This is a genomic window from Bradyrhizobium sp. Ec3.3, from assembly GCF_000472925.1.
GTDB lineage: Bacteria > Pseudomonadota > Alphaproteobacteria > Rhizobiales > Xanthobacteraceae > Bradyrhizobium.
Genome location: NZ_AXAS01000016.1, coordinates 171,970 through 195,385 on the forward strand (window position 1 = coordinate 171,970; position 23,416 = coordinate 195,385).

Genomic DNA, 23,416 nt, shown 5'->3' on the forward strand with positions numbered 1-23,416 from the left:
AGCCGCCCTTGCTTGAGCCTCGCCGCTTCAGTTAGCTGGCCGAAATCGCGGGCCGCATCTTTGGCCCCGCGCAATCGGGAGTGAACGATGGGGCCGCTAAAGGGCATCAAGGTCATCGACATGACGACCGTGCTGATGGGACCGTATGCGACCCAGATGCTCGGTGACTACGGTGCCGACATCGTCAAGGTGGAGTCGCTCGAAGGCGACGTCACCCGCCTGATCGGCCCGATGCGTCATGCTGGCATGGGCCCGGTATTCCTCAACACCAATCGCAGCAAGCGCTCGATCTGCCTCGACCTGAAGAAGCCGGCCGGCCGCGACGCCGTGCTGCGGCTCATCAGGGACGCCGACGTCCTCGTCTACAACGTGCGGCCGCAGGCCATGGCGCGCCTTCAGCTCGGCTATGACGTGGTCTCCGCGATCAACCCGCGCCTCGTCTATGCGGGCGTATTCGGCTTCGGCCAGGACGGGCCCTATGCCGCAAAGCCCGCCTATGACGACTTGATCCAGGGCGCAACCGCGCTGCCCGCGCTGATTGCGCAGACCGGCGACGGCGTGCCGCGCTACGTGCCGAACGCGCTGGTCGATCGCATCGTCGGCCTCACCGCGGTCGGTGCGATCTGCGCCAGCCTCGTGCATCGCGACCGCACCGGGCGCGGTCAGCGCGTCGACATCCCGATGTTCGAGACCATGGCCGGCTTCGTCATGGGTGATCACATGGGTGGGCTCACCTTCGAGCCGCCGCTCGACAAGGGCGGCTACGCGCGGCATCTGTCGCGCGACCGCAGGCCGTACAAGACTGCGGACGGCTATCTCAGCGTGATCGTCTACAACGACAAGCAGTGGCAGAATTTTTTCGAGGCGACCGGCCGCGACGATCTGCGCGCCGACAAGAGGTTTGCGACCTTTGCCGGCCGCGCTGCGAACATCGATTTCGTCTATGCCGAGCTCGCGCGCATCTTCGAGACGCGCACGACCGCCGAATGGATCGAGCTTTTGACCAGGGCCGACGTACCGGTCATGCCGATGCACGATCTGCAAACTATTCTGCACGATCCGCATCTGGAGGCGACCGACTTCTTTCCGGTCGTCCACCATCCGACCGAAGGCCCGATCCGCAGCATGAAGGTCACCGCGACGTGGTCTGACACCGACGCCGAACCGTCACGGCTCGCGCCGCGCCTCAACGAGCACGGCGCGGAGATTTTGAAGGAGATCGGCTATTCCGCCGACGAGATCGCGGCCCTGATACGTGACGGCGTGACCCGTTCGCCGCCCGAATAGGGGGGAGGAGATGACGGCTCTCTCATCCGTCATTCCGGGGCGATGCGACAGCATCGAACTATGGTGCGCACTTGCGCACCTGAGAATCTCGAGATTCCGGGTTCGGTCTTACGGACCGCCCCGGAATGACGATGAGGAGGTGGTAACATGAGCTTCATAACCGGCGTCGGGCTCACGCCCTACGGCAAGCATGAAGGCTCATCCTCGCTCGACCTGATGAGCCGCGCGGCCCAGCTTGCGCTCGACGATGCCGGGATGACGCGCGCGGAGCTCGACGGCGTCCTCTGCGGCTATTCGACGGTGTCGCCGCACATCATGCTGGCGACCGTCTTCGCCGAGCATTTCGGCATCCGCCCAAGCTACGCCCACGCCGTGCAGGTCGGCGGCGCGACGGGCCTCGCGATGACCATGCTCGCCCATCATCTGGTCGAGGCCGGGGTGGTGCGGCACGTGCTCGTTGTCGCCGGTGAGAATCGCCTCACCGGGCAAAGCCGCGATGCCTCGATCCAGGCGCTGGCGCAGGTCGGCCATCCCGATTACGAGGTGCCGCTCGGCCCGACCATCCCCGCCTATTACGGCCTCGTTGCCTCCCGCTACATGCATGAGTACGGCGTGACGGAGGAGGACCTCGCGGAATTCGCCGTGCTGATGCGCGCGCACGCCTGCACCCATCCCGGCGCGCAATTCCACGAGCCGATCACGGTCGCGGACGTGATGGCGTCCAAGCCCGTGGCGCTGCCGCTAAAACTGCTCGACTGTTGCCCGGTGTCCGACGGCGGCGCCGCCTTCGTGATCAGCCGCGAGCGGACCGGCGAGGCCGGCGTGCGGATCCGCGGCTGCGCGCAGGCGCATACCCATCAGCATGTCACCGCAGCTCCGGCGCTCAGCGAGCTTGGCGCCGAGATTTCGATCGCGCGCGCGAAGCAGGCTTCTGGTCTTGCGATCTCCGATGTGCGCCATGCCGCGGTCTATGACAGCTTCACCATCACGCTCGCGATGCTGCTTGAAGACCTCGGCCTTGCCGGACGCGGCGAGGCCGCCGCGCGCGTGCGGTCCGGATATTTCAGCCACGACGGACGCATGCCGCTCAACACACATGGCGGACTCCTCAGCTACGGACATTGCGGCGTCGGCGGCGCGATGGCGCATCTGGTCGAAACGCAGCTCCAGATGACCGGACGCGCAGGCGATCGTCAGGTCCGCGACGCCTCGATCGCGCTGCTGCATGGCGACGGCGGCGTGTTGTCCTCCCATGTCAGCATGTTCCTGGAGCGGGTGCGATGAGCGCGCGAATCGCGGACTGGACCAAGGGCGAGGCGGCGATCGTCTATCAATGCTGCAGATCGTGCGGCGGCGTGCAGTACTTCCACCGCGACTTCTGCGCAGCCTGTGGCGCGCCAGATCCGCGGGAGCATCGCGCGAGCGGCAAGGGCAGGGTCTACGCCACTTCGCTGGTTTGCCGCGCGGCCACGCCCGAGACGCGCGCACATGTGCCCTACAACATCCTGCTCGTCGATTGCGCCGAGGGCTTTCGCATGATGGCGCACGGTGAGAAGAATCTCGCGATCGGCGACGAGGTCACCGCGCAGTTCGTGTCGTTTGCCGGAAGGTTCGTGCCGTTTTTCGGCAAGGTCTAATTAATGGTTTTCGTCATTCGGGGGCGGTCAAACGGACCGAACCTGGAACGGAATTCTGGGTCTGGTTACCGGGCCGCGCGCTTTGCGCGGTCCCGTACGCACCACCCCGGAATGACGAAATCTCTTTTTAGCGCCCGTAGAACAATATGCTGGCGATGACCAGCATCGCCGTCACCGCCAGCATATGCGCGAACGCTTCCGAGGCCGCCCTCCTGGTGGCTTCCTTCATGCCGTTTACTCCCTAGACCTGGGCGTGACTCATCGCTGCGCGCGCTGCGCAAGCGACGGTCCCATTTTTTTACTCGGAACACCCCACTTCGAGTATTCGCTGCGATTTGTCCCCACGCGGCGAATATCGACGGTTGCAAGGTCGTTCAGCATTACGGCGGCAATTTGACTCGATGTTGTTGCTCTTGCGTCGGTGCAAGAATAGTCTCGAGAAACCGTCCGTAAAAGCTGCAACAAGAGCAATACTCAAGGTGACTGATGGCCCGTATCGACTACGCCGATCCTTCCAAGGCGTCCGAGCGCACCCGCGACATACTCGCCAAGAATCGCAACGCCAACATCTTCCGCATGATGTCGCATTCGTCTGACTATTTCGTGCAGTACTGCCGGCTGGGCGGCGCGATCAGGAGCCGGGGCGAGCTTGACCCGATCGTGCGGGAGCTTGCGATCACGCGGACCGGGATTCTCTGCGAGGCGCCTTACGAGATCATCGCGCACAAGCGCATCGGCAAGAATGTCGGCGTCACCGACGAGCAGAACGAGGCGCTTGCGAACTGGCAGGCGGCGACGTGCTTTACCGAGACGCAGCGCGCGGCGCTCGCGTTCACTGATGAGATCGTCAAGCTGAACAAGCCGACGGACGCGACCTTCAAGGCGATCGTCGCAAAACTCACGCCGGGCGCGCTGGTCGAGTTGCAGCTTGCGGTCGGCTTCTACATCATGACGTCGAAGTTTCTTGAGACATTCGAGATCGACCTCCAACCGGTGACGGAGGTGGTAGGCTGATCCGAAAAAACGGCGAGGAATGCCGATGACGATCGATGAGTATGCAGCCTGGGCCGCGACGATTGCGAAAGTCGATGAGCACCCGACTAATGAGCGGTTGTCCTATCTCGGGCTTGGCCTCGCCGGCGAAGCCGGCGAGGTCGCGGAGCACATCAAGTTGCTGTTGCGCGATAGCTGGCTCGACGAGGCGGGGCTCGTCGATGAGCTCGGCGATGTCATCTATTACTGGGCCTGCCTGTGCGCGGCGACCGGCCAGAAGCCATCCGAATTGCTCCAGGCAAGCGCAGCCAAGATCAACAGGCGCCTGCGCGAGGCGGCGAGCCGCTGAACCGCAGCTTGCTCAGGTCGAGGTGAGAATATCCACCTTGGCGTTGGCGACGATCAGCCGGTCGGCGAGGAGCTGCGCCAGGTTACGCATGATGCGCTCGCTGGCGTGCGGATGCTGCTGACGAAAACGCTCGAAATCCTTCAGCAGCACCTCGAAGGCGGTCGCTGCCATGTCGGCCAATACGTCCGCGGAGCGGGTCGATTCCAGCAGCGCCATTTCGCCGAATGCCATGCCGGCCGTCAGCGTCGCCAGGCGAACGCCGTCGGGCAGCGTGACGTGCACCGCGCCGCTGCGCAGGAAGAACAGGGAATCGGCGGGATCGCCGGCCGCGACGATTTTTTGGCCGGTCTGGTAGGTGCGGATCGTGCAGAGCGAGCCGAGGTCGGTCAGCTCTTCCTCGCTCAAGCCCGCAAGCAGCGGCTGCTCGACGAGCTCCGTGGTCTCGTGAAAATCGATCGCGCCGCCATAGCGGTAGACGATCTGGTCTTCCGCCCATTCGATCGCGGTGTCGAGCAGGTAGAAGTCGCGAACGTTCTTCAGCTTCGCCGTCCATTCGCGAAGCGCGTTCCACTCCCGCGAGGCGCGCTGGACGCCGGACAGGACCACGGTGACGCTCAGTGCGGCGAGCTCCTCAAAAGCTTCAGCGACGAGGCGCGCGCCGGCGCGTGTGGTCGAGGTGACCCGGTGCAGGTCGAAGATCACGAGTTGCGGCCGCGGCCGCGCGGCAAGTTGCCGCGAGATGTAGTCGACGGCCGAGAGCGACAGGGTACCGACGAGCTCGATGACGCGAACCTCGTCCTCGTGGGCTGCGAGGATCTCGCGCTCCCCGAGGCGGCGGACGCGGCGCGAAGGGCTCTGGCCGATGTGATAGTCCGCGATGATCGCGTTGCGCGCGTCGTCGCTGCGGTTGAGCATGTGCAGGTCGTAATGCGAGGACAGCGCCTCGCAGACCTTGATGCCGCGCACGCTGTTGCCGTGCTTGTCGAGGTTTGGCGAATAGCTGCCGAGCCCGAGCCGGGCGGGTAGGGCAGCGAGAATGCCGCCACCGACGCCGCTCTTGGCGGGGATGCCGATCCGGTAGATCCATTCGCCGGCATAGTCGTACATGCCCGACGACGTCATCACCGATAGCGTCCGCGAGATCGCGTAAGGCGTCATCACCTGCTCGCCGGTGACCGGGTTGACGCCGCGGTTGGCAAGGGTTGCCGCCATCACCGCGATGTCGCGCGCGGTGACGAGCACGGCGCATTGCCGGAAATAGACGTCGAGTACGGCCGCGACATTATCCGCGATCACCGCATTGGTTTTCAGGAGATAGGCGATGGCACGGTTGCGGTCGCCGGTCTGGCTTTCGGAGGTGTAGACGGCCTCGTCCACGTCCAGCTCGCGCCCGGCGAAGCGACCGAGTGCCTTGCGAATCTCCTCGAACGCCGCCTCGCCCTTGCACTCCTGGATCAACCCAGTGCAGGCGATCGCGCCGGCATTGACCATCGGGTTGAACGGATGGTTTTCCGCATTGAGCCGGATCGAGTTGAAGGGATCGCCCGAGGGCTCGACGCCAATCGCGCTTTCGACCCGCGCCGCGCCCAGCACGTCCAGCGCCAACGCGAACACGAACGGCTTTGACATCGACTGGATGGTGAAGGGCACCCGGCTGTCGCCCACTTCATAGACATGGCCGTCCAGCGTCGCGAGACTGATGCCGAAATAGGCAGGGTCGGCCTTGCTGAGCTCGGGGATGTAGTCGGCCACCGTGCCGGAGTTTTCGGCACCGAATTCGGCGTGGCAAGTGTCGAGGAACCGCAGTAAAGGCGGCTTCGATTGTGTCCAGGCGCTGGCAGGCGATGATAGCGGTGTCATGTCCTCCTTGTGCAACGCCATCAGGGCGCGCGCAACCCGCCCGGAATGGGCTGCCCACGCAACGCTAGCGACTCAACGAAAGATTTCATCGTTCGGGCCGGGTAAGCCTGCGACCGTCGCGGTGCTGATTGCATTGTCAGCTCGCGATGATCGCGATCGCCTGGCCTTCGGCGACGACGTCGTCCAGCTTGACGAGGAGCGATGTGATCGTGTCTGCCGCAGGCGAGGGCACCGGAATTTCCATTTTCATGGCCTCGACGAATGCAACGTCGTCGCCATCCGCGACGCTTTTTCCAACTTCAACGGGAATCGCGCAGATGCGTCCTGCGACTTCCGTGACGATCTTAATTTCTGGCATGCCAATCGCCTTTTTGTTGTCGTCGCAAGATGCCTGAGGTAGCGTGTCCTTCAAGCGGAATTTAATTCCGCAGAGCGAAACATAGTGGTAGGGAACATGGGACGACGTTCGGAGCGGTTGAGTAGGCAAGGCATGCTCGCTGGCGAGGCTGGCGAAAGTGATGTCATCCAGGTGGTATCGCGCGCATTCGATGTGTTGCGATGCTTCGAGGGCCACGAGGCGCGGCTCGGCAATCTCGAAATCTCCAATCGCTGCGGCCTGCCGCGCTCGACGGTGTCGCGGCTCACGCACACGCTGACGCGCATGGGGCAGCTGGTGTATCTGCCGCGCGATCAGAAATACCGGATCGGGCCGAGCGCGGTCGCGATGGGCGCCTCGATGATGAAGGGCGCGCAGCTGCGCAACCTCATCCACCTGCGGCTCGAGGATGTCGCCGAGCAATTGCCGGGGACGGTGGGCTTCGTCATCCCCGATCGGTTCCATCTCGTCTATCTCGAGTTTGCCCGCTCGGCGAGCGCGCTCGGCTTGCATGAAGGAACCGGCAGCCGGATCGCGATGGCCTCGACTGCCGCGGGTGCCGCTTATACGGCGGCGCTACAGCCGGAGATCGGCGATGCCCTGGTCGCGGAGATGGAGCGGGAAGCGCCGGAGGCGGCGCGGCTTCTGAAGCCGCGCATCGAGGCCAATCGCCAGTTCCTGCGTGAGCATGGCTATGTCGTGGCCTGCGGCCTGTGGAGCCCGCACATCAACGGCGTCGCGGTGCCGATGTGGTCGCCGCAATACCAGACTGTCGTGGTGGTCACGATCGGCCTCCTGGCAGCCATGTATGACGAAGAACGATTGCACAGCGAAGTCGCGCCGCTGATGGTGAAGCTCGGCAAGGCGGTCGGCGACCTGCTCGAAGGCGCCGAGGGCGACTTCCTCAACAATCGTCTCGAGCGCAAGCCGATCGCGATGGCCGTGCGAAATAACAACAAGCCTATCGCGCCGGAGGGACTGAATGAACTGGAAGCCGGAACTCGACGAGCTCGCCCGGCGCGAAGCCTTCGCGCGGGAGATGGGCGGCGTTGACAAGGTCAAGCGACAGCATGACCAGGGCCGGCTGACTGTTCGGGAGCGTATCGACGGGCTGATCGACAAAGGCAGCTTTCACGAGATCGGTGCCGTCTCCGGCATCGGTGAATACGACGCGCATGGCGAGCTCAAGCATGTGACGCCGGCCAACTGCGTGTTCGGCCGCGCCAGGGTCGACGGCCGCACGGTGGTAGTGGTTGGCGACGATTTCACAGTGCGCGGCGGCTCGGCAGATGCGTCGATCTCCGCCAAGCCGCTGATGGCGGAGGAGATGGCGCACGATTTCCGCCTGCCCATCATCCGCATCATCGAGGGCTCCGGCGGCGGCGGCTCTGTCAAGACGATCGAGACCAAGGGCGCGGCGAACCTGCCGGGTGGCATCGGCGGCACGCGCTGGTATCGCTTCACGACGGAGAATCTCGCGCGCGTGCCTGTCGTGGCGCTGGGGCTCGGTTCGGTCGCGGGCCTCGGCGCTGCGCGGCTTGCCGCCAGCCACTACTCCATCATGACCAAGGCGTCCGCGATGTTCGTCGCGGGACCGCCGGTCGTGAAGCGCCTCGGGCAGGATCTGTCCAAGCAGGATCTCGGCGGCGCCGATATCCAGACCCGCGCCGGCGCGGTCGATCGTGCCGTCGAGACAGAGGCGGAGGCGTTCGCCTGCGCGCGGCGCTTTCTGTCCTATCTGCCGTCATCGGTCTACGAATTGCCGCCGACGCTGCCCTGTCATGACGACCCGGAACGCATTGACGAGGGCTTGACGAAGGCCGTGCCACGCAACCGCCGGCAGGTCTACAAGATGCGCCCCATCATCGAGTCCGTCGTCGACAAGGGCTCGTTCTTCGAGGTCGCCGGCAATTTCGGCAAGCCGGTCATCGTTGGCCTCGCGCGGCTCGAGGGCAGGGCTGTAATGCTGCTTGCCAGCGATCCCTTCCACTATGGCGGCTCGTGGACCGCCGACGCCTGCCAGAAGGTGGTGCGCTGGGTCGACTTCGCCGAAACCTTCCATCTGCCGGTCGTCTATCTCATGGATTGCCCGGGCTTCATGATCGGGCTGGACGCGGAGAGGGCCGCCACGATCCGCCACGGCGTGCGCGCCATGGCTGCGGTCAACCAGACCACGGTGCCCTGGTGCACGGTGATCCTGCGCAACGCGTTTGGCGTTGCCGGCGTCGTACATCAGCCGGCCGATCGCTTCTCGATCCGCTATGCCTGGCCGTCGGCCTATTGGGGATCGCTGCCGCTCGAGGGCGGGATCGAGGCGGCCTATCGCGCCGACATCGATGCGGCGGAGGATAAGGCGGCGAAGCTGAAGGAGATCGAGGATCGCCTCAACAAGCTGCGCTCGCCGTTCCGCTCGGCCGAAAAGTTCTGGGTCGAAGAGATCATCGATCCCCGCAAAACGCGGTCCCTGCTGTGCGAGTTTGCGCGGCTGGCCGAGCCGCTCAGGACGCCGGGGCCGCCGGTGAATATGACGATCAGGCCGTAGCTTCGTCGCGCATCGCGAGGCGACGCGCGGACTACCGGCAGTTTTCGCGTCGAGCCATGGCGCTCGTGCTCACGTCTCCGTTTCGACTGGAAGCCATTCATCTCCTGCCTTCCGCCGATAGACCGACATTGCGAACCGGTCGGGCAGGCCACTGCCGCCGATCTTGGCGGCGGCAGTGATGGAGGATTGAGGATCAACGCCTGGGTAGCGACGCCATCACTTCACCCGCGTCGCCGTCTTCGAGGCAAGGCGTGACGGTCAACGGGAGCAGGTCAGCCCATTGTGCGTGCCAGCGATACATCGCCTTTGGATCACTCGATTCAGAGATCGCAAATCCCTGTCCGTTCATTCCATGCCAGCGGCCCAGCATCTTGACGCCTTCGGGTGGTGCTCCGCCGGTTTCCAGAAAGCGGGCGACGGCTGCATTGAAAGTGCCTTGAGGTACACTCCACGTGGTTATGAATTTCATGCGATTCTCCCATAACTTGAATTATCGGATGAATGCCGCGGCGGCGCCGCCTGCGCAGGATAGCGTCTGCGGATCGAATAACAACGGCGAATGAAGAGGTGCGTTAGTGTGATGCAGGGCGCCGCTCTCCGGCACGCGCCCTGGTGCAAAGCGGACATGGTGATACGTCGCGAGTGAAGTACCTTCGGTTGGTGCGCGAGCGCTGGGTTCAATCGAGCATTGCCGGTTTTGACTCTAAGCAGCGCGCCAGCATCGCGTACCTCGCCAAGAGCTACGGATTTCACACAATCCATGGCGACCGGGACGCAGTAGAGAAGGGGGCCTGGTCGGCTATGGCCCGCGCACCCCTGGGCATCGGGCCACATTCAGCAGCGCGGCATGGTGACCCTTTTACGCGACTGCAGGCGCAGGCTTTGGATGCCGCGCGAGCGCCAGCACGATCAGCGCGGCGAACACGCAGAGTGCGCCGGCGATGAAGAAGGCGGGCAGGTAGCTCGCCAGCAGCGTCCGCGACAGGCCGGCGCCAAAGGCGGCGGTGCCGGCGCCGAGCTGGTGGCCGGCAAAAATCCAGCCGAACACCAGATTGGCGCGCTCGGGGCCGAATTTTTGCGCCGTCAGGCGCACCGTCGGCGGCACGGTGGCGATCCAGTCGAGACCGTAGAACATCGCAAACAACGACAGGCCGTAGAAGGAGAAATCGCTGAACGGCAGGAACACCAGCGAGAGCCCGCGCAGGCCGTAGTACCAGAACAGCAGCCAGCGATTGTCGTAGCGGTCGGACAGCCAGCCGGACATGATGGTGCCGAAGAAGTCGAAGATGCCCATCGCAGCTAACAGGCTTGCTGCCTGCACTTGCGGGATGCCGAAATCAAGGCACATCGGGATCAGGTGCACCTGGACGAGACCGTTGGTCGAGGCGCCGCAGACGAAGAAGGTCGCAAACAGAATCCAGAACGCGCTCGACGTCGACACGTCGCGCAGCGTGCCGAGCGCAACGGCTGTGATCGGCGCGTGGCTGACCGGCGGGACGGGCACGGGCTCGTTGCCCTCGTCGCCGAACGGGCGCAGGCCCACATCGCTCGGCCGGTCGCGCATGACGAGCGCGACGGCGGTGGCGGAGACGCCGAGCATGAGGCAGACGAAAGAGAGTGCGAGACGCCAACCGAAGCGTTCGGTGAGGCTCGCGAGCAGCGGCAGGAACACGAGCTGCCCCGTGGCGACGCTCGCGGTCATGATGCCGACCACGAGGCCGCGCCGCGCGGCGAACCAGCGCGTGGCGATGGTGGCCCCTAACACCAGCGCCGTCATGCCGGTGCCGATGCCGATCACGACGCCCCACAGCAGCATGAGCTGCCAGACCTGCGTCATCCCGAGCGAAGCCACCAGCGCCGAGACGACAATGAGCTGCGCCGTCAGCGTCACGTTGCGCAGGCCGTAGCGGTTGAGGAGGGCGGCTGCGAACGGCGCCATCAGGCCGAACAGGATGAAACGGATCGAGAGCGCGGAAGAAATCTCCGCGGTGCTCCAGCCGAATTCCTTTTGCAGCGGCACGATGAACACGCCGGGCGCGCCGACGGTGCCGGCGCTGATCAGCGCGGCGAGGAAGGTCACGCCGACCATCGCCCAGCCGTAGTGGATCTTTCGGCGGCCAAGTGTTGCCGCGAGCCAGTTCGAAATCATTGAGCCCCAACCTTACCTGGAGGATTTAGCGTGACCTGTTCAAGCCTGGCATTCTGGCACGAGTCGCGCGCGTCTGAAATGCCAGACTTCCCTCAATTCCGGACATTTTGCCTAGTTTGCAAACCGCTCGACCGCGATCGCGGTCGCTTCGCCGCCACCGATGCAGAGTGCCGCGACGCCGCGCTTGAGGTTCTGCGCCTCCAGCGCATGTAGCAGCGTCACGATCAGCCGCGCGCCGGTGGCGCCGATGGGATGCCCGAGCGCGCAGGCGCCGCCATTGACGTTGAGCTTCTCTCTGGGAATACCGAGGTCGCGCTGCGCGGCCATAGCCACCACGGCAAAGGCCTCGTTGATCTCGAACAGGTCGACGTCATCGACGCTCCAGCCGACCTTGTCGAGCAGCTTGCGGATCGCCGGGATCGGCGCGGTGGTGAACCATTGCGGCTCCTGGCTGTGGGTGGCGTGGCCCTTGATCTCGGCCAGCACCGGCAGGCCATTGCGATCGGCAAGCGTGCGGCGCATCAGCACGAGCGCGGCTGCGCCGTCGGCATTGGCGGACGACGCCGCCGGCGTGATAGTGCCGTTGGCGCGGAACGCCGGTTTCAATCCGGGGATCTTTGCCGGATCGACCTTCAGCGGATGCTCGTCATTGGCGATGACGCGAGGACCGGCCTTCTCGCTGAGCGTGATCGGTGCGATCTCGGCCTTGAACGCGCCGCTCTCCACCGCCTTGCGCGCGCGGCTCAGCGTCTCCATCGCAAAGGCGTCCTGATCCCTGCGCGTGAACTGATAGGCTTCCGCAGTGGCCTCGCCGAAGTCGCCCATCGAGCGGCCGGTCTCATAGGCGTCCTCCAGCCCGTCCATCATCATGTGGTCGATGATGCGGTCGTGGCCGGCGCGGTAGCCGCCGCGCGCCTTCGCCAGCAGGTAGGGCGCATTGCTCATGCTCTCCATGCCGCCGGAGACGACGATGTCGGCCGAGCCCGCGCGGATGATGTCGTGCGCCAACATGGTCGCCTTCATCCCGGACCCGCAGACCTTGTTGACGGTGGTCGCGCCGGTGGCATCGGGCAGGCCCGCCGCGCGCGCCGCCTGGCGGGCCGGCGCCTGGCCCTGGCCCGCGGGCAGCACGCAGCCCATGAAGACCTCGTCGACCTTCTCGGGCGCAAGTTTTGCGCGGTCCAGCGCCGCGGAGATCACGTGCGAGCCGAGTTTGTGCGCAGCGAGCGGCGACAGCTCGCCCATGAAACGGCCAAGTGGCGTGCGGGCGGCAGAGACGATGACGACGGGATCAGCGGCCATGGCGGGCTCCCTGGGCAGGATGTTGTGAGATTACGATCATCATATGATGCGTTGCAAAAAATGCAACTGCACCCGGCATGAGAAATTGTCGTGCGTGGGATGAGATTTTTTTAGCGTTGGTGGGCGGCCACGCCACAAACAACGCCGTCATCACCCGCGAAAGCGGGTGATCCAGTATTCCGGAGGCAGTGCAAGGATACGGAGAGGCTGCGGCGTACTGGATGCCGAGACAGCCTTACCGCTTCCGGTTGACGAATTCCTGCATCAGCCGGGTCGGCTCATCGGTCAGGAACGACTCGCCGAACACCTTGACGCTGAGATTGACCGACTCGGTCAGCGGCAATTCCTCCCATTGCCGCAGCAGCGCCTTCTGCGACCGTAGCGCTTCGGGGCCGCAGGCGAGCAGCGCCTTCACGGTGTGCTCGACCGCCTCGTCGAGTGCGCCCTCCGGCGCGACCTTGTCGACGAGACCCCAGGCCAGCGCCGTCGGTGCGTCGATGTTTTCCGCCGTCATCACCAGCCAGCGCGCGCGGCCCCAGCCGATCAGGCGTGGCAACAGCGCCGCATGGATCACCGAGGGGATGCCGACACGCACCTCCGGCATGCCGAAATGCGCATCATGCGCGGCTATACGGAAGTCGCAGGCAGCCGCGACCTCGAGCCCGCCGCCGAGACACCACCCCGGCATCCGCGCGATCGTGGGGGCAGGGAAGTTGCGCACGGCTTCGCAGAGATCACGCAGGCGGGAGATGAACGCCTCGGCGGCTATCTGGTCGAGCTTCGCCATCTCCTTGATGTCGGCACCGCCGATCAGGCTCTTCTCGCTCTGGCCGCGCAGCACCACCACGCGGATGCTGCGGTCGGCGGCGAGACGCTGCAAGCCGTCGCGCATGGCGTCGGTGACGGGCGAGCTCAAGATGTTGAGCGAGCCGGCATTGCAGATCATGACCTGCACGACGCCGCGCGCATCGCGCGTCACGCCGCAGTGGGGATTGAGCATTTCCATCATGAGAACTCGAACGTTGTTGGACACGGGCGGGTCGCGCGGGTCACCGTCACTTCCGGTCCGAAACGCTGGCTTGTCAAGCGTTGGAGCTGATCAAGTTGCAAAAGGCGAAATCCGCTCTATAGTATGATATATATCATATAAAAAGAGGCCGCCATGACCGAAGCCGATACGATAGAGCTGTTTTCGCCCGCGCTCCGGCGCGAGCGGGTGGTGGGCTGGCAGGCGCCGGGGCCGGTCGCCAAGGCCGCGATGGGACTATCCGGCATCGAGGTCATGGAGGCGATCCGCGACAGCCGGCTGCCCGCTCCGCCGCTTGCGATGCTGATCGGCTTCGCCATGGCCGTGGTCGAGCCGGGCCGGATCGTGATGGAACTGGAGCCGCGGGAGGATCTCGAAAATACCATCGGGCTTCTGCACGGGGCGACCGCCGCGGCGCTGCTCGATACCGCCATGGGCTGCGCGATCACGACCCGGCTGGAAGCCGGCCAGGGCTCGGTCACCCTCGATCTGAAGCTGACCTTCCTGCGCCCGCTCTCGGTCCGCTCGGGACTGATCTCGGCCGAAGGCAAGGTGGTCAAGCTCGGGCGCCAGACCAGCTACACCGAAGGCTTCGTCCGCAATGGCAGGGGCGACCTTGCGGTGCACGCAACCGCGACCTTTGCAATGATCGGCAATAACCTGACAGCGAATTAATGCTCCATTTTCGCAGGTAGCGTGTTATTACATGACCCTCGACATCCAATGAGACCGGCATGCGCTATTCCAGGGAACACAAGCAGGAAACCCACGACCGCATCGTGAGGAAGGCGTCCGTGCGGCTGCGCGAGAAGGGCGCGCACGGCATCGGCGTCGCCGACCTCATGAAGGAGGCCGGCCTGACCCATGGCGGGTTCTATGCGCATTTCGATTCCCGCGAGGCGCTGGTGATCGAGGCGTTTGCCTACGCCATGGACCGCTCGATGGATCACTGGCGCAAGATGACCGGCGAGGTCGCTCCCGAGAAGCGGCTGGCGCTGATCGCAGAGACCTATCTCTCCGCGCTGCACCGCGACGACCCCGGCCATGGCTGCTCGATCCCCGCGCTCGGCGCCGAGATCGCCCGCGAGAGCCCGAAGACGCGCAAAGCCTTTTCCGGCAAGCTCGACGAGATGATCGAGATGCTGGCCGATCACGTCACCGGCGTGCCGCGCAAGGCCGCGCGCAAGCAGGCGATCGCGACGCTTGCGACGATGGCCGGCACCATGCTGCTAGCGCGGATTGCCGGCTCGAGCGAGCTCTCCGACGAGGTGTTGAAGGCGGGCAAGGATACCGCGCTCGACAGCGCGCGTCGTGAGCCGGCTGCCAAGAAGCCGCGCGAGAAGCAGAGCTAGGCGAAATGCCGTAGGGTGGGCAAAGGCGCGCCCGCGCCGTGCCCACCGCTTCTGCCTCCGCGGCGAGAAAAGAGGTGGGCACGCTACGATTTCACCGTCCCGCGAACAGCGCCCGCTCGCGCTCCACGATCTCACAGATGTAATCGGCCACCGCCCGAATCCGCGCGAGATCCTTGCTGTCGGCATGCATCAGCATCCAGAAGGTGCGGGTGATCGAGATCTCCGCAGGGAGCACTGGCCGAAGCTGCGGATAATCCGCCGCCATGAAATGCGGCAGCACGGCAATGCCAAAACCGGCGAGCGTGGCGTTGAGTTGCGCGATCAGATTGGCGCTGCGGAAACGTGCGGAAATCTTTGGTGATACCTGGGGCAGATAATCGAGCTCCGGCGTGAACAGCAGCTCCTCGATATAGCCGACGAAGCGATGCTGCGGCAGCGCCTCACGCGAGGTGATCGTCGGGAAGCGGTCGAGATAGGCGGGGGCGGCGTAGAGCCCGAGGCGGTAGTCGAGCAGCTTGCGGCCGACGATGCGGCCTTCCTTCGGCATGGTCAGGCTGATCGCGATGTCGGCCTCGCGCTTGGAGAGGCTGAACAGCCGGGCCGTAGCCACAAGTTGCAGATCGAGATCGGGATACCGGTCCGCAAACGGTGCGAGCCGCGGCGCGAGGAATGCGGTGCCGAACCCGTCGGGCGCGCCGATCCGCACCGTGCCGGTCAGCCGCGCGAGCGAGCCGCCGACCTGTTCCTGGTTGGCGACGATGGTCGATTCCATCGCCTCTGCGCTGTCCGCGACGCGCTGGCCGGCCTCGGTAAGGAGATAGCCGGTCTTGCGCCGGTCAAACAGCTTGGCCGAGAGATGCTTCTCCAGCCGGTCGACGCGGCGGATCACCGTCGCATGATCCACGCCGAGCTGTTTTGCCGCAGCCGACACCGAGCCGCCCCGCACGATGGCCAGCACGAAGCGGAAGTCGTCCCAATCGATCGCGCCTTGATCCAGCATTTTCGCACATCTATGGTGCAATATCTCAGACTTGAATCCTATAAAATGCAGGTCAATAGGATTTGTCAAAGCTATCTAACCCGCTCTTGAGGGAGGTATTCATGCGCGACGTCGGACATTTCATCGGTGGCAAGGAAGTGAAGGGCAAGTCGGGCCGTACGGCCGACGTCTTCGAGCCGATGACCGGTGACGTCCAGGCCAAGGTGGCGCTGGCGTCGAAAGCGGAAGTCCGTGCAGCCGTCGAAAACGCCCGTGCTGCCCAGCCGGAATGGGCCGCGACCAACCCGCAGCGCCGTGCCCGCGTGATGACGAAATTCGTTGAATTGGTGCAGCGCGATTACGACAAGCTCGCCGAGCTGCTCGCGCGCGAGCACGGCAAGACCGTTCCCGACGCCAAGGGCGACATCCAGCGCGGTCTTGAAGTCGCCGAGTTTGCCTGCGGCATTCCGCATCTGATGAAGGGCGAATACACCGAAGGCGCTGGCCCCGGCATCGACATCTATTCGCTGCGCCAGCCGCTCGGCGTCGTTGCGGGCATCACGCCGTTCAATTTCCCGGCGATGATCCCGATGTGGAAGTTCGCGCCCGCCATCGCCTGCGGCAACGCCTTCATCCTCAAGCCCTCCGAGCGTGATCCGGGCGTGCCGATGTTGCTAGCCGAGCTGATGATGGAAGCGGGTCTGCCGGCAGGCATCCTCAACGTCGTCAACGGCGACAAGGAAGCGGTCGATGCGATCCTGGACGATCCCGATATCAAGGCCATCGGCTTCGTCGGCTCGACGCCGATCGCGCAGTACATCTACGAGCGCGCGGCCCAGACCGGCAAGCGCTGCCAGTGCTTCGGCGGCGCCAAGAACCACGCCATCGTCATGCCGGATGCCGACATGGACCAGGCGGTCGATGCGCTGATCGGCGCGGGCTATGGCTCGGCCGGCGAGCGCTGCATGGCGGTCTCGGTCGCGGTCCCCGTCGGCAAGACCACCGCCGACCGCCTGATGGAGAAGCTGATCCCGCGCGTCGAGTCGCTCAAGATCGGCACCTCGATCGATCCGTCCGCCGACTACGGCCCGCTGGTGACGCGCGAGGCGGTCGAGAAGGTCAAGAGCTACATCGACATCGGCATCAAGGAGGGCGCGACACTCGCCGTCGACGGCCGCGGCTTCAAGATGCAGGGCTACGAGAAGGGCTTCTATCTCGGCGGCTCGCTGTTCGACAACGTCACCAAGGACATGCGGATCTACAAGGAAGAGATCTTCGGTCCCGTGCTCTCGGTCGTGCGCGCGCACGACTACAAGGAGGCGCTGGCGCTGCCGTCAGATCATGACTACGGCAACGGCGTTGCGATCTTCACCCGTGACGGCGACGCCGCGCGCGACTTTGCGGCCAAGGTGAACGTCGGCATGGTCGGCATCAACGTGCCGATCCCGGTGCCGATCGCCTATTACACCTTCGGCGGTTGGAAGAAGTCCGGCTTCGGCGATCTCAACCAGCACGGCCCGGACTCGGTCCGCTTCTACACCAAGACCAAGACGGTGACCTCGCGCTGGCCGTCCGGCGTCAAGGAAGGCGCGGAGTTCTCGATCCCGCTGATGAAGTAACTCAAACAGCGCGAGCTCGACATGCAGTTCGCTCTGAACGAGGATCAGGTCGCGGTTCGCGACATGGCGCTGGCGTTTGCGGCCGAGAAGATCGCGCCGCACGCGCTGCGCTGGGATGAGGAGAAGCACTTTCCCGTCGACGTGATGCGCGAGGCCGCAAAGCTCGGCATGGGGGGCATCTACATCCGCGACGACGTCGGCGGATCCGCCATGACGCGGTTCGATGCGGCGCTGATCTTCGAAGCGCTCGCGACGGGCTGTCCGACCACCTCGGCCTTCATCTCCATCCACAACATGGCGTCCTGGATGATCGATGCCTTCGGCAGCGACACCCAGCGCCACAAATGGCTGCCGAAGCTCTGCACCATGGAGCTGATCGCGAGCTACTGCCTGACCGAGCCGGGCGCAGGCTCCGATGCCGCCGCGCTGCGGACGCGCGCAGTGCGCGACGGCGATCATTACGTGCTCAACGGCCAGAAGCAATTCATCTCGGGCGCCGGCGGCACCGACGTGCTCGTTGCGATGGTGCGGACCGGCGGTGACGGTCCCGGCGGCATCTCGACGTTGGTCATCGACGGCAAGACGCCGGGCGTGTCGTTCGGCGCCAACGAGCGCAAGATGGGCTGGAATGCCCAGCCGACCCGCGCCGTGATTTTCGAGAACGCCCGCGTGCCGGTTGAAAACCGGCTGGACGCGGAGGGCGTCGGCTTCAAGATCGCGATGGCCGGCCTCGATGGCGGCCGCCTCAACATCACGGCGTGCTCGCTCGGCGGCGCGCAAGCCGCGCTCGACAAGGCGCGCAGCTACATGAAGGAGCGTAAGGCGTTTGGAAAGCGCCTCGACGAATTCCAGGCGCTGCAATTCCGCCTCGCCGACATGGCGATCGAGCTCGAGGCCGCGCGCACGTTCCTCTGGCGCGCAGCCGCCGCGCTCGACCGCAAGGATCCCGACGCCACCATGCTCTGTGCCATGGCAAAGCGGTTCGGCACCGATGTCGGCTTCGAGGTCGCCAACCACGCGCTGCAGCTTCACGGCGGTTACGGCTACCTCAGCGAATACGGCATCGAGAAGATCGTGCGCGATCTGCGCGTGCATCAGATCCTCGAAGGCACCAACGAGATCATGCGGCTGATCGTGGCGCGCAAGCTGATCGAGGGCGCGCGATGACGGTTGTGGTAGAAGAGGGCGATCTGATCGCGCGCGTCGAAGGTTCGGCCGGCGTGATCCGGCTCAATCGTCCCAAGGCGATCAACGCGGTGACGCTGGAGATGTTTCGCGACATCGAGAAAGCGCTCGACCGCTTCGAGGTCGATCCGGCCGTCAGCGTGATCCTTCTCGAAGGCGCCGGCGAGCGCGGCCTGTGTGCCGGCGGCGATATCCGCGCACTCTGGGAGAGCTCGAAGGTCGATGGCGATCTCGGCAAGATCCTGTGGCGCGAGGAGTACATCCTCAACGCCCGGATCAAGAAATTTCCGAAGCCATACGTCGCCTTCATGGACGGCATCGTGATGGGCGGCGGCGTCGGTCTGTCGGCGCATGCGAGCCATCGCGTTGTGACCGACCGCACCAAATTGGCGATGCCCGAGGTTGGCCTCGGCTTCTTCCCCGATGTCGGCGGCACGTATTTGTTGGCGCATGCGCCGGGCGAGATCGGCACGTTTTTCGGCCTGACCGGCCAGACCATGAACGGGCCGGATGCGATCCATGCCCGGTTCGCCGACGCTGTCGTGCCCGCTGCAAAACTCCCGGGGCTGCGCGAGGCGCTGACGAAGGTTCCTCTGCGCGCTTCCGCGGCAGATGTGAGCAAGCTCATCAACCGCTTTGCGACCGGTGAGACAGCGGGGCCGGTGGCAGCAAGACAGGCGACGATCGATGTACTGTTCGCCTTCGACCGCATGGAAGACATCGTCGCAGCGTTCGAGCGCGATGGGTCCGAATTCGCGCAATCCACGCTCAAGACGCTCGGCGAGAAATCGCCGCGCGGCATGGTGGTGACGCTGAAGCTGTTGCGACTGGCGCGGCAATCGGGCTCGCTGGAAGAGTGCCTCGTCCGGGAATATCGCGCCGCGCTGGAAGTGTTCCGCAGCGATGATTTTCGCGAGGGCGTGCGTGCCGCCGTGATCGACAAGGACCGCAATCCAAAATGGTCGCCACCGCGGATCGAGGATGTCACGCCAGACATGGTCGCACCGTACTTCGCCGAGATCGGCGCCGACGAGCTCAAATTCAACTAACAGAGCGAAACACGCTCAAGCGGAGGAAACGAAGATGGCCACGATCGCATTCATCGGTCTCGGCAACATGGGCGGCCCGATGGCGGCCAACCTCGTCAAGGCCGGCCACAAGGTGGTCGCGTTCGACCTGGTCGAGGCCTCGCGCAATCAGGCCAGGGCCGATGGCGCCAGCATTGCCGAGAGCGCGACCGGTGCCGTGACGGGCGCCGATGTCGTCGTCACCATGCTGCCGGCCGGCAAGCATGTGCTCGGCGTTTGGAAGGACGTCATTCCTGCCATGGCGAAGGGCGCGCTGATCATCGACAGCTCCACCATCGACGTCGAGAGCGCGCGGCAGGCGCATGCGCTCGCCAGCAAGCAGGGTGTGCTCTCGGTGGATGCGCCGGTCTCGGGTGGCACCGGCGGCGCGAAGGGCGCGACCCTCACCTTCATGTGCGGCGGCGACGAGAAGGCGTTTGCTGCGGCAAAACCGGTGCTGGAGAAGATGGGCAAGAAGATCGTCCATTGCGGCGGTGCCGGCGCAGGTCAGGCGGCAAAAATCTGCAACAACATGATCCTCGGCATTTCCATGATCGCGGTGAGCGAGGCCTTTGCGCTCGCCGAGAAGCTCGGCCTCTCGCATCAGGCGCTGTTCGATGTCGCCTCGACCTCGTCGGGTCAGTGCTGGTCGCTGACGACCTATTGCCCGGTGCCGGGCCCGGTGCCGACGTCACCCGCCAACAACGACTACAAGCCGGGCTTTGCTTCGGCGCTGATGGTGAAGGACCTGACACTGGCGCAGGACGCCGCTAAAGCGGCGGGCGCCACGACGCCGCTCGGCAAGCATGCGCAGGAGATCTATCAGTCTTTCGATGCAGCCGGTCACGGCGGGGTGGATTTTTCCGGAATTATCGAGCACGTTAGGGGGCTGGCCGGGAAATAACGGTCGTCATTCCCTGGACGACCAGAATCCGCGCGGAGAGGACGACCTGAGATGACGACCTTTCAGGAAGCGCGCGCGTTTCTGCTTCACAACCGCGCGGATTACGACGCCGCGGTCAGAGGCTTCCGCTGGCCCGATCCGGTTCCCTTCAACTGGGCGCTCGACTGGTTCGATGCCGAGCTTGCGAAGAACGCCGATAGCAAGGATCGGCCCGCGCTCTGGATCGTCGATGCCGCGCAGGACCGGCAGACCAGACTTTCCTTTGCTGCGCTGTCGCGCCGTTCCAACCAGGTTGCCAACTTCCTGCGCGCGCAGGGCCTGAAGCGCGGCGATCATCTCCTGCTGCTGCTCGGCAACGTCGTTCCACACTGGGAAACCATGCTCGCAGCGATGAAGCTTGGCGTCGTCGTGATTCCGGCCACGACGCTGCTCACCGCGGATGAGCTGCGCGATCGCCTCGATCGCGGCAAGGCGAGGGCAGTGGTTGCCGCCCAGGACCAGGTCGCCAAGTTTGCAAGTCTCAATGCGAACGGACTCGTGCCCATCGTCGTCGGCGCCGCCGATGGTTGGCTCTCCTATGACGAGGCGGCGAAAGCCGCCGAAAGCTTTACGCCTGATGGTCCGACGCAGGCTGACGATCCGATGCTGCTCTATTTCACTTCGGGCACCACGGCAAAGCCAAAGCTCGTGCGGCACAGCCAGCGCAGCTATCCCGTCGGTCATCTCTCCACGATGTACTGGCTGGGCCTGCAGCCAGGCGACGTTCACCTCAACATCTCTTCGCCCGGCTGGGCCAAGCACGCCTGGAGCTGCTTCTTCGCGCCGTGGAATGCGGGCGCGACCATCTTCGTGGTCAACCAGCCGCGCTTCGACGCCAAGGGACTGCTCGCCACCATCGGCCGCTGCGGCGTCACCACGCTGTGCGCCCCGCCGACGGTGTGGCGGCTGTTCATCCAGGAGAACCTCGCCGCGTTCAACGTGTCCCTGCGTGAGGCCTGCGGCGCCGGCGAGCCGCTCAATCCGGAAGTCATCGACCAGGTGCGCGCCGCCTGGGGCCTGACCATCCGCGACGGCTACGGCCAGACCGAGACCACGGCGCTTGCCGGCAATTCGCCGGGCCAGAAGGTCAAGATCGGCTCGATGGGCAGGCCGCTGCCGGGCTTTCGTGTGCAGATCAGCGATGCCGACGGAAATCGAGCGAAGGAGGGCGAGGTAACGCTCGTCCTCGGCGGCAGCCGTCCCGCCGGCCTGATGCAGGGCTATCAGGGCGACGACGGCCGATTGTCCGGCGCCGAAGGCGAGCTCTATCGCAGCGGCGACGTCGTATTCGAAGACGAGGAGGGCTATCTCACTTTTGTCGGCCGCTCCGACGACGTCTTCAAATCCTCCGACTACCGCATCAGCCCGTTCGAGCTGGAAAGCGTCCTGCTGGAGCATGAGCTGGTCGCGGAAGCCGCCGTGGTGCCGAGCCCGGATCCGATCCGGCTCGCGATCCCCAAGGCCTTCGTGCTGCTCACCTCGGGCGCCGAGCGCTCGCCGGAAACGGCGCTGTCGATCTTCAGGCATCTGCACACCCGGCTTGCGCCGTTCAAGCGCATCCGCCGTATCGAGATCGTCACCGAGCTGCCGAAGACAATCTCTGGAAAAATCCGCCGGGTGCAGCTACGCAGGCTCGAGCGCGACGACGATCGCGACGATCCCCTGCGCGGCCGGGAATTCCGCGAGGAGGATTTTCCGGAGCTGCCAAAGGCAAGGAGTGAGACTTAAGTGAACGAAGTCTGGAAGAAGCCGCCGATAACGCTAGAGGCCTATCAGGCCCTGGTCGGCAAGGAGGTCGGCGTGTCGTCGTGGCACCTGATCGACCAGCCGCGCATCGACACCTATGCCGACGTGATCGAGGACCACCAGTTCATCCATGTCGATCCCGAGCGCGCCAGGAAGGAGACCGCTTTCGGCACCACGATCGCGCATGGCTTCCTGACGATGTCGCTGCTGTCGATCATGTCCTATGAGGTGATGCCGGTCATCGCCGGCACCACGATGGGCGTCAACTACGGTTTTGACAAGCTGCGCTTCATCTCGCCGGTGCGTTCGGGCAAGCGCGTCCGTGGCCGTTTCGTGCTCGCGGAAGCAAAACTCCGCAAGCCGACGGAATTGCAGTCCCGCACCAGCGTGACGGTAGAGATCGAGGGCGAGGACAAGCCGGCGCTCGTCGCCGAGTGGCTCGGGTTGATCTATTTCGCCTGAACGTACCCGTCATCGCCGGGCTTGACCCGGCAATCCATCGCTGCTCAAAACGCCTTCAAATCGGCGCGCTCGTACCCTCCCCCCTTGTGGGAGAGGGTGCCTCGCGGAACGCGAGGCGGTTGAGGGGTCTCTCTCCGCGAGCGCATCTGTGGAGACAACCAATCATCCGGCGCCGTAGCCGACGCTACCCGTCGGCGTCGCTTTTAAGGACGGCGGCCGTAGGCCGCCTACGCCACCTTCCCCCACAAGGGGCCTGTTGCGTTACTGGCTTTTGAGGCCAAGACAGGTCAGGGAAGAAGCTAGTTGTCGGAGTAGCGGGCCGACGATGGAGCGGCTCATGCTCCTCGGCGGGCGGTTCACGCAGCGATTGCGGCCCACCGCCTCATGTTGAACGCGATGGAGGCGAGCAGAACCTGCCCGTTTGCCTTGATGAGGCCGACGTATCGGATGCAAGTCAATCGCATGCGGCGTTTGAGGGTGGCGAAGGTCGTCTCCACCTGCGCTCGCCGTCGTGCGATGAGAAGGTTGTAGCGTTTGAGCC

General features: G+C 64.8%; 23 protein-coding genes. 15 read left to right on the forward strand and 8 right to left on the reverse strand.

Annotation, left to right across the window (positions count from 1 at the left end; genetic code table 11):
- The first annotated feature begins 87 nt into the window (after positions 1–87).
- The 5 genes from YUU_RS0118635 to YUU_RS0118660 all read left to right on the forward strand — a co-directional run bounded on the left by YUU_RS0118635 (position 88) and on the right by YUU_RS0118660 (position 4,266).
- The gene (locus YUU_RS0118635; protein WP_027523765.1) at positions 88–1,287 is read left to right on the forward strand and encodes a CaiB/BaiF CoA-transferase family protein; all 1,200 of its coding nucleotides are present in this window, start codon (positions 88–90) and stop codon (positions 1,285–1,287) included.
- Between the two features lie 147 nt (positions 1,288–1,434).
- Positions 1,435–2,571: a thiolase family protein gene (locus YUU_RS0118640; RefSeq protein WP_027523766.1), complete on the forward strand. Its 1,137-nt coding sequence runs from the start codon at positions 1,435–1,437 to the stop codon at positions 2,569–2,571.
- Complete coding sequence (locus YUU_RS0118645) at positions 2,568–2,924, forward strand: Zn-ribbon domain-containing OB-fold protein (RefSeq protein ID WP_027523767.1); 357 nt, start codon at positions 2,568–2,570, stop codon at positions 2,922–2,924. Before YUU_RS0118640 ends, YUU_RS0118645 begins: the two co-directional genes overlap by 4 nt.
- 486 nt (positions 2,925–3,410) lie before the next feature.
- Positions 3,411–3,938 (forward strand): carboxymuconolactone decarboxylase family protein, encoded by a 528-nt coding sequence (locus tag YUU_RS0118655; RefSeq protein ID WP_027523768.1) that lies wholly within the window; start codon positions 3,411–3,413, stop codon positions 3,936–3,938.
- Between the two features lie 25 nt (positions 3,939–3,963).
- Positions 3,964–4,266: a nucleoside triphosphate pyrophosphohydrolase family protein gene (locus YUU_RS0118660; protein ID WP_027523769.1), complete on the forward strand. Its 303-nt coding sequence runs from the start codon at positions 3,964–3,966 to the stop codon at positions 4,264–4,266.
- Positions 4,267–4,278: 12 nt separating this feature from the next.
- Here the strand turns inward: YUU_RS0118660 and glsA are convergent, their stop codons facing one another.
- Both glsA and YUU_RS0118670 read right to left on the reverse strand, forming a co-directional pair.
- Positions 4,279–6,126 (reverse strand): glutaminase A, encoded by a 1,848-nt coding sequence (glsA, locus tag YUU_RS0118665; RefSeq protein WP_027523770.1) that lies wholly within the window; start codon positions 6,124–6,126, stop codon positions 4,279–4,281.
- Positions 6,127–6,262: 136 nt separating this feature from the next.
- Complete coding sequence (locus YUU_RS0118670) at positions 6,263–6,484, reverse strand: acetyl-CoA carboxylase biotin carboxyl carrier protein subunit (protein ID WP_027523771.1); 222 nt, start codon at positions 6,482–6,484, stop codon at positions 6,263–6,265.
- A gap of 96 nt (positions 6,485–6,580) precedes the next feature.
- On the opposite strand from YUU_RS0118670, the gene YUU_RS0118675 reads away from it, so the two are divergent.
- Both YUU_RS0118675 and YUU_RS0118680 read left to right on the forward strand, forming a co-directional pair.
- Positions 6,581–7,555: an IclR family transcriptional regulator gene (locus YUU_RS0118675; protein WP_027523772.1), complete on the forward strand. Its 975-nt coding sequence runs from the start codon at positions 6,581–6,583 to the stop codon at positions 7,553–7,555.
- Positions 7,485–9,044, forward strand: a complete 1,560-nt coding sequence (locus tag YUU_RS0118680) for an acyl-CoA carboxylase subunit beta (RefSeq protein ID WP_027523773.1) — start codon at positions 7,485–7,487, stop codon at positions 9,042–9,044. The genes YUU_RS0118675 and YUU_RS0118680 overlap by 71 nt, the downstream gene beginning before the upstream one ends.
- Positions 9,045–9,237: 193 nt before the next feature.
- On the opposite strand, the gene YUU_RS56440 is transcribed toward YUU_RS0118680, so the two are convergent.
- The 4 genes from YUU_RS56440 to YUU_RS0118700 form a co-directional block, all read right to left on the reverse strand.
- Positions 9,238–9,513 carry a DUF3303 domain-containing protein gene (locus tag YUU_RS56440; protein ID WP_084801476.1) on the reverse strand — a complete coding sequence of 92 codons (276 nt, stop codon included), beginning with the start codon at positions 9,511–9,513 and terminating at the stop codon, positions 9,238–9,240.
- 390 nt (positions 9,514–9,903) lie between these two features.
- The gene (locus tag YUU_RS0118690; RefSeq protein ID WP_027523774.1) at positions 9,904–11,193 is read right to left on the reverse strand and encodes an MFS transporter; all 1,290 of its coding nucleotides are present in this window, start codon (positions 11,191–11,193) and stop codon (positions 9,904–9,906) included.
- 111 nt (positions 11,194–11,304) lie between these two features.
- Positions 11,305–12,495, reverse strand: coding sequence for an acetyl-CoA C-acyltransferase (locus YUU_RS0118695; protein ID WP_027523775.1), 1,191 nt, complete (start codon positions 12,493–12,495; stop codon positions 11,305–11,307).
- A 235-nt stretch (positions 12,496–12,730) separates the two neighbouring features.
- A complete protein-coding gene (locus YUU_RS0118700) occupies positions 12,731–13,501 on the reverse strand; it encodes an enoyl-CoA hydratase (RefSeq protein WP_027523776.1) in 771 nt (256 codons plus the stop codon).
- A 156-nt stretch (positions 13,502–13,657) separates the two neighbouring features.
- On the opposite strand from YUU_RS0118700, the gene YUU_RS0118705 reads away from it, so the two are divergent.
- Entirely contained in the window at positions 13,658–14,197 is a 540-nt protein-coding gene (locus YUU_RS0118705; protein ID WP_027523777.1) for a PaaI family thioesterase, read from the forward strand.
- Between the two features lie 59 nt (positions 14,198–14,256).
- Positions 14,257–14,874, forward strand: coding sequence for a TetR/AcrR family transcriptional regulator (locus YUU_RS0118710; protein WP_027523778.1), 618 nt, complete (start codon positions 14,257–14,259; stop codon positions 14,872–14,874).
- 91 nt (positions 14,875–14,965) lie between these two features.
- Here YUU_RS0118710 and YUU_RS0118715 read toward each other — a convergent pair whose 3' ends face one another.
- Positions 14,966–15,874, reverse strand: a complete 909-nt coding sequence (locus YUU_RS0118715; RefSeq protein WP_027523779.1) for a LysR family transcriptional regulator — start codon at positions 15,872–15,874, stop codon at positions 14,966–14,968.
- A 101-nt stretch (positions 15,875–15,975) separates the two neighbouring features.
- On the opposite strand from YUU_RS0118715, the gene YUU_RS0118720 reads away from it, so the two are divergent.
- The 6 genes from YUU_RS0118720 to YUU_RS0118745 are packed head-to-tail and all read left to right on the forward strand — an operon-like array spanning position 15,976 to position 22,875.
- Positions 15,976–17,472 carry a CoA-acylating methylmalonate-semialdehyde dehydrogenase gene (locus YUU_RS0118720; RefSeq protein ID WP_027523780.1) on the forward strand — a complete coding sequence of 499 codons (1,497 nt, stop codon included), beginning with the start codon at positions 15,976–15,978 and terminating at the stop codon, positions 17,470–17,472.
- Positions 17,473–17,493: 21 nt separating this feature from the next.
- Entirely contained in the window at positions 17,494–18,639 is a 1,146-nt protein-coding gene (locus YUU_RS0118725; RefSeq protein WP_027523781.1) for an isobutyryl-CoA dehydrogenase, read from the forward strand.
- Entirely contained in the window at positions 18,636–19,706 is a 1,071-nt protein-coding gene (locus YUU_RS0118730; protein WP_027523782.1) for an enoyl-CoA hydratase/isomerase family protein, read from the forward strand. The genes YUU_RS0118725 and YUU_RS0118730 overlap by 4 nt, the downstream gene beginning before the upstream one ends.
- Complete coding sequence (gene mmsB / locus YUU_RS0118735) at positions 19,639–20,628, forward strand: 3-hydroxyisobutyrate dehydrogenase (RefSeq protein ID WP_256375279.1); 990 nt, start codon at positions 19,639–19,641, stop codon at positions 20,626–20,628. The genes YUU_RS0118730 and mmsB overlap by 68 nt, the downstream gene beginning before the upstream one ends.
- Positions 20,629–20,679: 51 nt before the next feature.
- The gene (locus tag YUU_RS0118740) at positions 20,680–22,395 is read left to right on the forward strand and encodes an AMP-binding protein (RefSeq protein WP_027523784.1); all 1,716 of its coding nucleotides are present in this window, start codon (positions 20,680–20,682) and stop codon (positions 22,393–22,395) included.
- On the forward strand, positions 22,396–22,875 hold the full coding sequence (locus YUU_RS0118745; RefSeq protein ID WP_027523785.1) for a MaoC family dehydratase: 480 nt from the start codon (positions 22,396–22,398) through the stop codon (positions 22,873–22,875).
- Positions 22,876–23,231: 356 nt separating this feature from the next.
- Here the strand turns inward: YUU_RS0118745 and YUU_RS0118750 are convergent.
- Positions 23,232–23,416, reverse strand: a 185-nt coding sequence (locus YUU_RS0118750) for a transposase (RefSeq protein WP_027523786.1), incomplete at its 5' end; no start/stop codon positions are given.

Coding starts and splice junctions, on each gene's coding strand:
- YUU_RS0118725 (WP_027523781.1), top strand. CDS start 17,494: ATGCAGTTCGCTCTGAACGAGGATCAGGTCGCGGTTCGCGACATGGCG.
- YUU_RS0118645 (WP_027523767.1), top strand. CDS start 2,568: ATGAGCGCGCGAATCGCGGACTGGACCAAGGGCGAGGCGGCGATCGTC.
- YUU_RS0118680 (WP_027523773.1), top strand. CDS start 7,485: ATGAACTGGAAGCCGGAACTCGACGAGCTCGCCCGGCGCGAAGCCTTC.
- YUU_RS0118635 (WP_027523765.1), top strand. CDS start 88: ATGGGGCCGCTAAAGGGCATCAAGGTCATCGACATGACGACCGTGCTG.
- YUU_RS0118640 (WP_027523766.1), top strand. CDS start 1,435: ATGAGCTTCATAACCGGCGTCGGGCTCACGCCCTACGGCAAGCATGAA.
- YUU_RS0118715 (WP_027523779.1), bottom strand. CDS start 15,874: ATGCTGGATCAAGGCGCGATCGATTGGGACGACTTCCGCTTCGTGCTG.
- YUU_RS0118655 (WP_027523768.1), top strand. CDS start 3,411: ATGGCCCGTATCGACTACGCCGATCCTTCCAAGGCGTCCGAGCGCACC.
- YUU_RS0118675 (WP_027523772.1), top strand. CDS start 6,581: ATGGGACGACGTTCGGAGCGGTTGAGTAGGCAAGGCATGCTCGCTGGC.
- YUU_RS56440 (WP_084801476.1), bottom strand. CDS start 9,513: ATGAAATTCATAACCACGTGGAGTGTACCTCAAGGCACTTTCAATGCA.
- glsA (WP_027523770.1), bottom strand. CDS start 6,126: ATGACACCGCTATCATCGCCTGCCAGCGCCTGGACACAATCGAAGCCG.
- YUU_RS0118670 (WP_027523771.1), bottom strand. CDS start 6,484: ATGCCAGAAATTAAGATCGTCACGGAAGTCGCAGGACGCATCTGCGCG.
- YUU_RS0118705 (WP_027523777.1), top strand. CDS start 13,658: ATGACCGAAGCCGATACGATAGAGCTGTTTTCGCCCGCGCTCCGGCGC.
- YUU_RS0118710 (WP_027523778.1), top strand. CDS start 14,257: ATGCGCTATTCCAGGGAACACAAGCAGGAAACCCACGACCGCATCGTG.
- YUU_RS0118720 (WP_027523780.1), top strand. CDS start 15,976: ATGCGCGACGTCGGACATTTCATCGGTGGCAAGGAAGTGAAGGGCAAG.
- YUU_RS0118730 (WP_027523782.1), top strand. CDS start 18,636: ATGACGGTTGTGGTAGAAGAGGGCGATCTGATCGCGCGCGTCGAAGGT.
- YUU_RS0118660 (WP_027523769.1), top strand. CDS start 3,964: ATGACGATCGATGAGTATGCAGCCTGGGCCGCGACGATTGCGAAAGTC.
- YUU_RS0118690 (WP_027523774.1), bottom strand. CDS start 11,193: ATGATTTCGAACTGGCTCGCGGCAACACTTGGCCGCCGAAAGATCCAC.
- YUU_RS0118695 (WP_027523775.1), bottom strand. CDS start 12,495: ATGGCCGCTGATCCCGTCGTCATCGTCTCTGCCGCCCGCACGCCACTT.
- mmsB (WP_256375279.1), top strand. CDS start 19,639: ATGTCACGCCAGACATGGTCGCACCGTACTTCGCCGAGATCGGCGCCG.
- YUU_RS0118700 (WP_027523776.1), bottom strand. CDS start 13,501: ATGGAAATGCTCAATCCCCACTGCGGCGTGACGCGCGATGCGCGCGGC.
- YUU_RS0118740 (WP_027523784.1), top strand. CDS start 20,680: ATGACGACCTTTCAGGAAGCGCGCGCGTTTCTGCTTCACAACCGCGCG.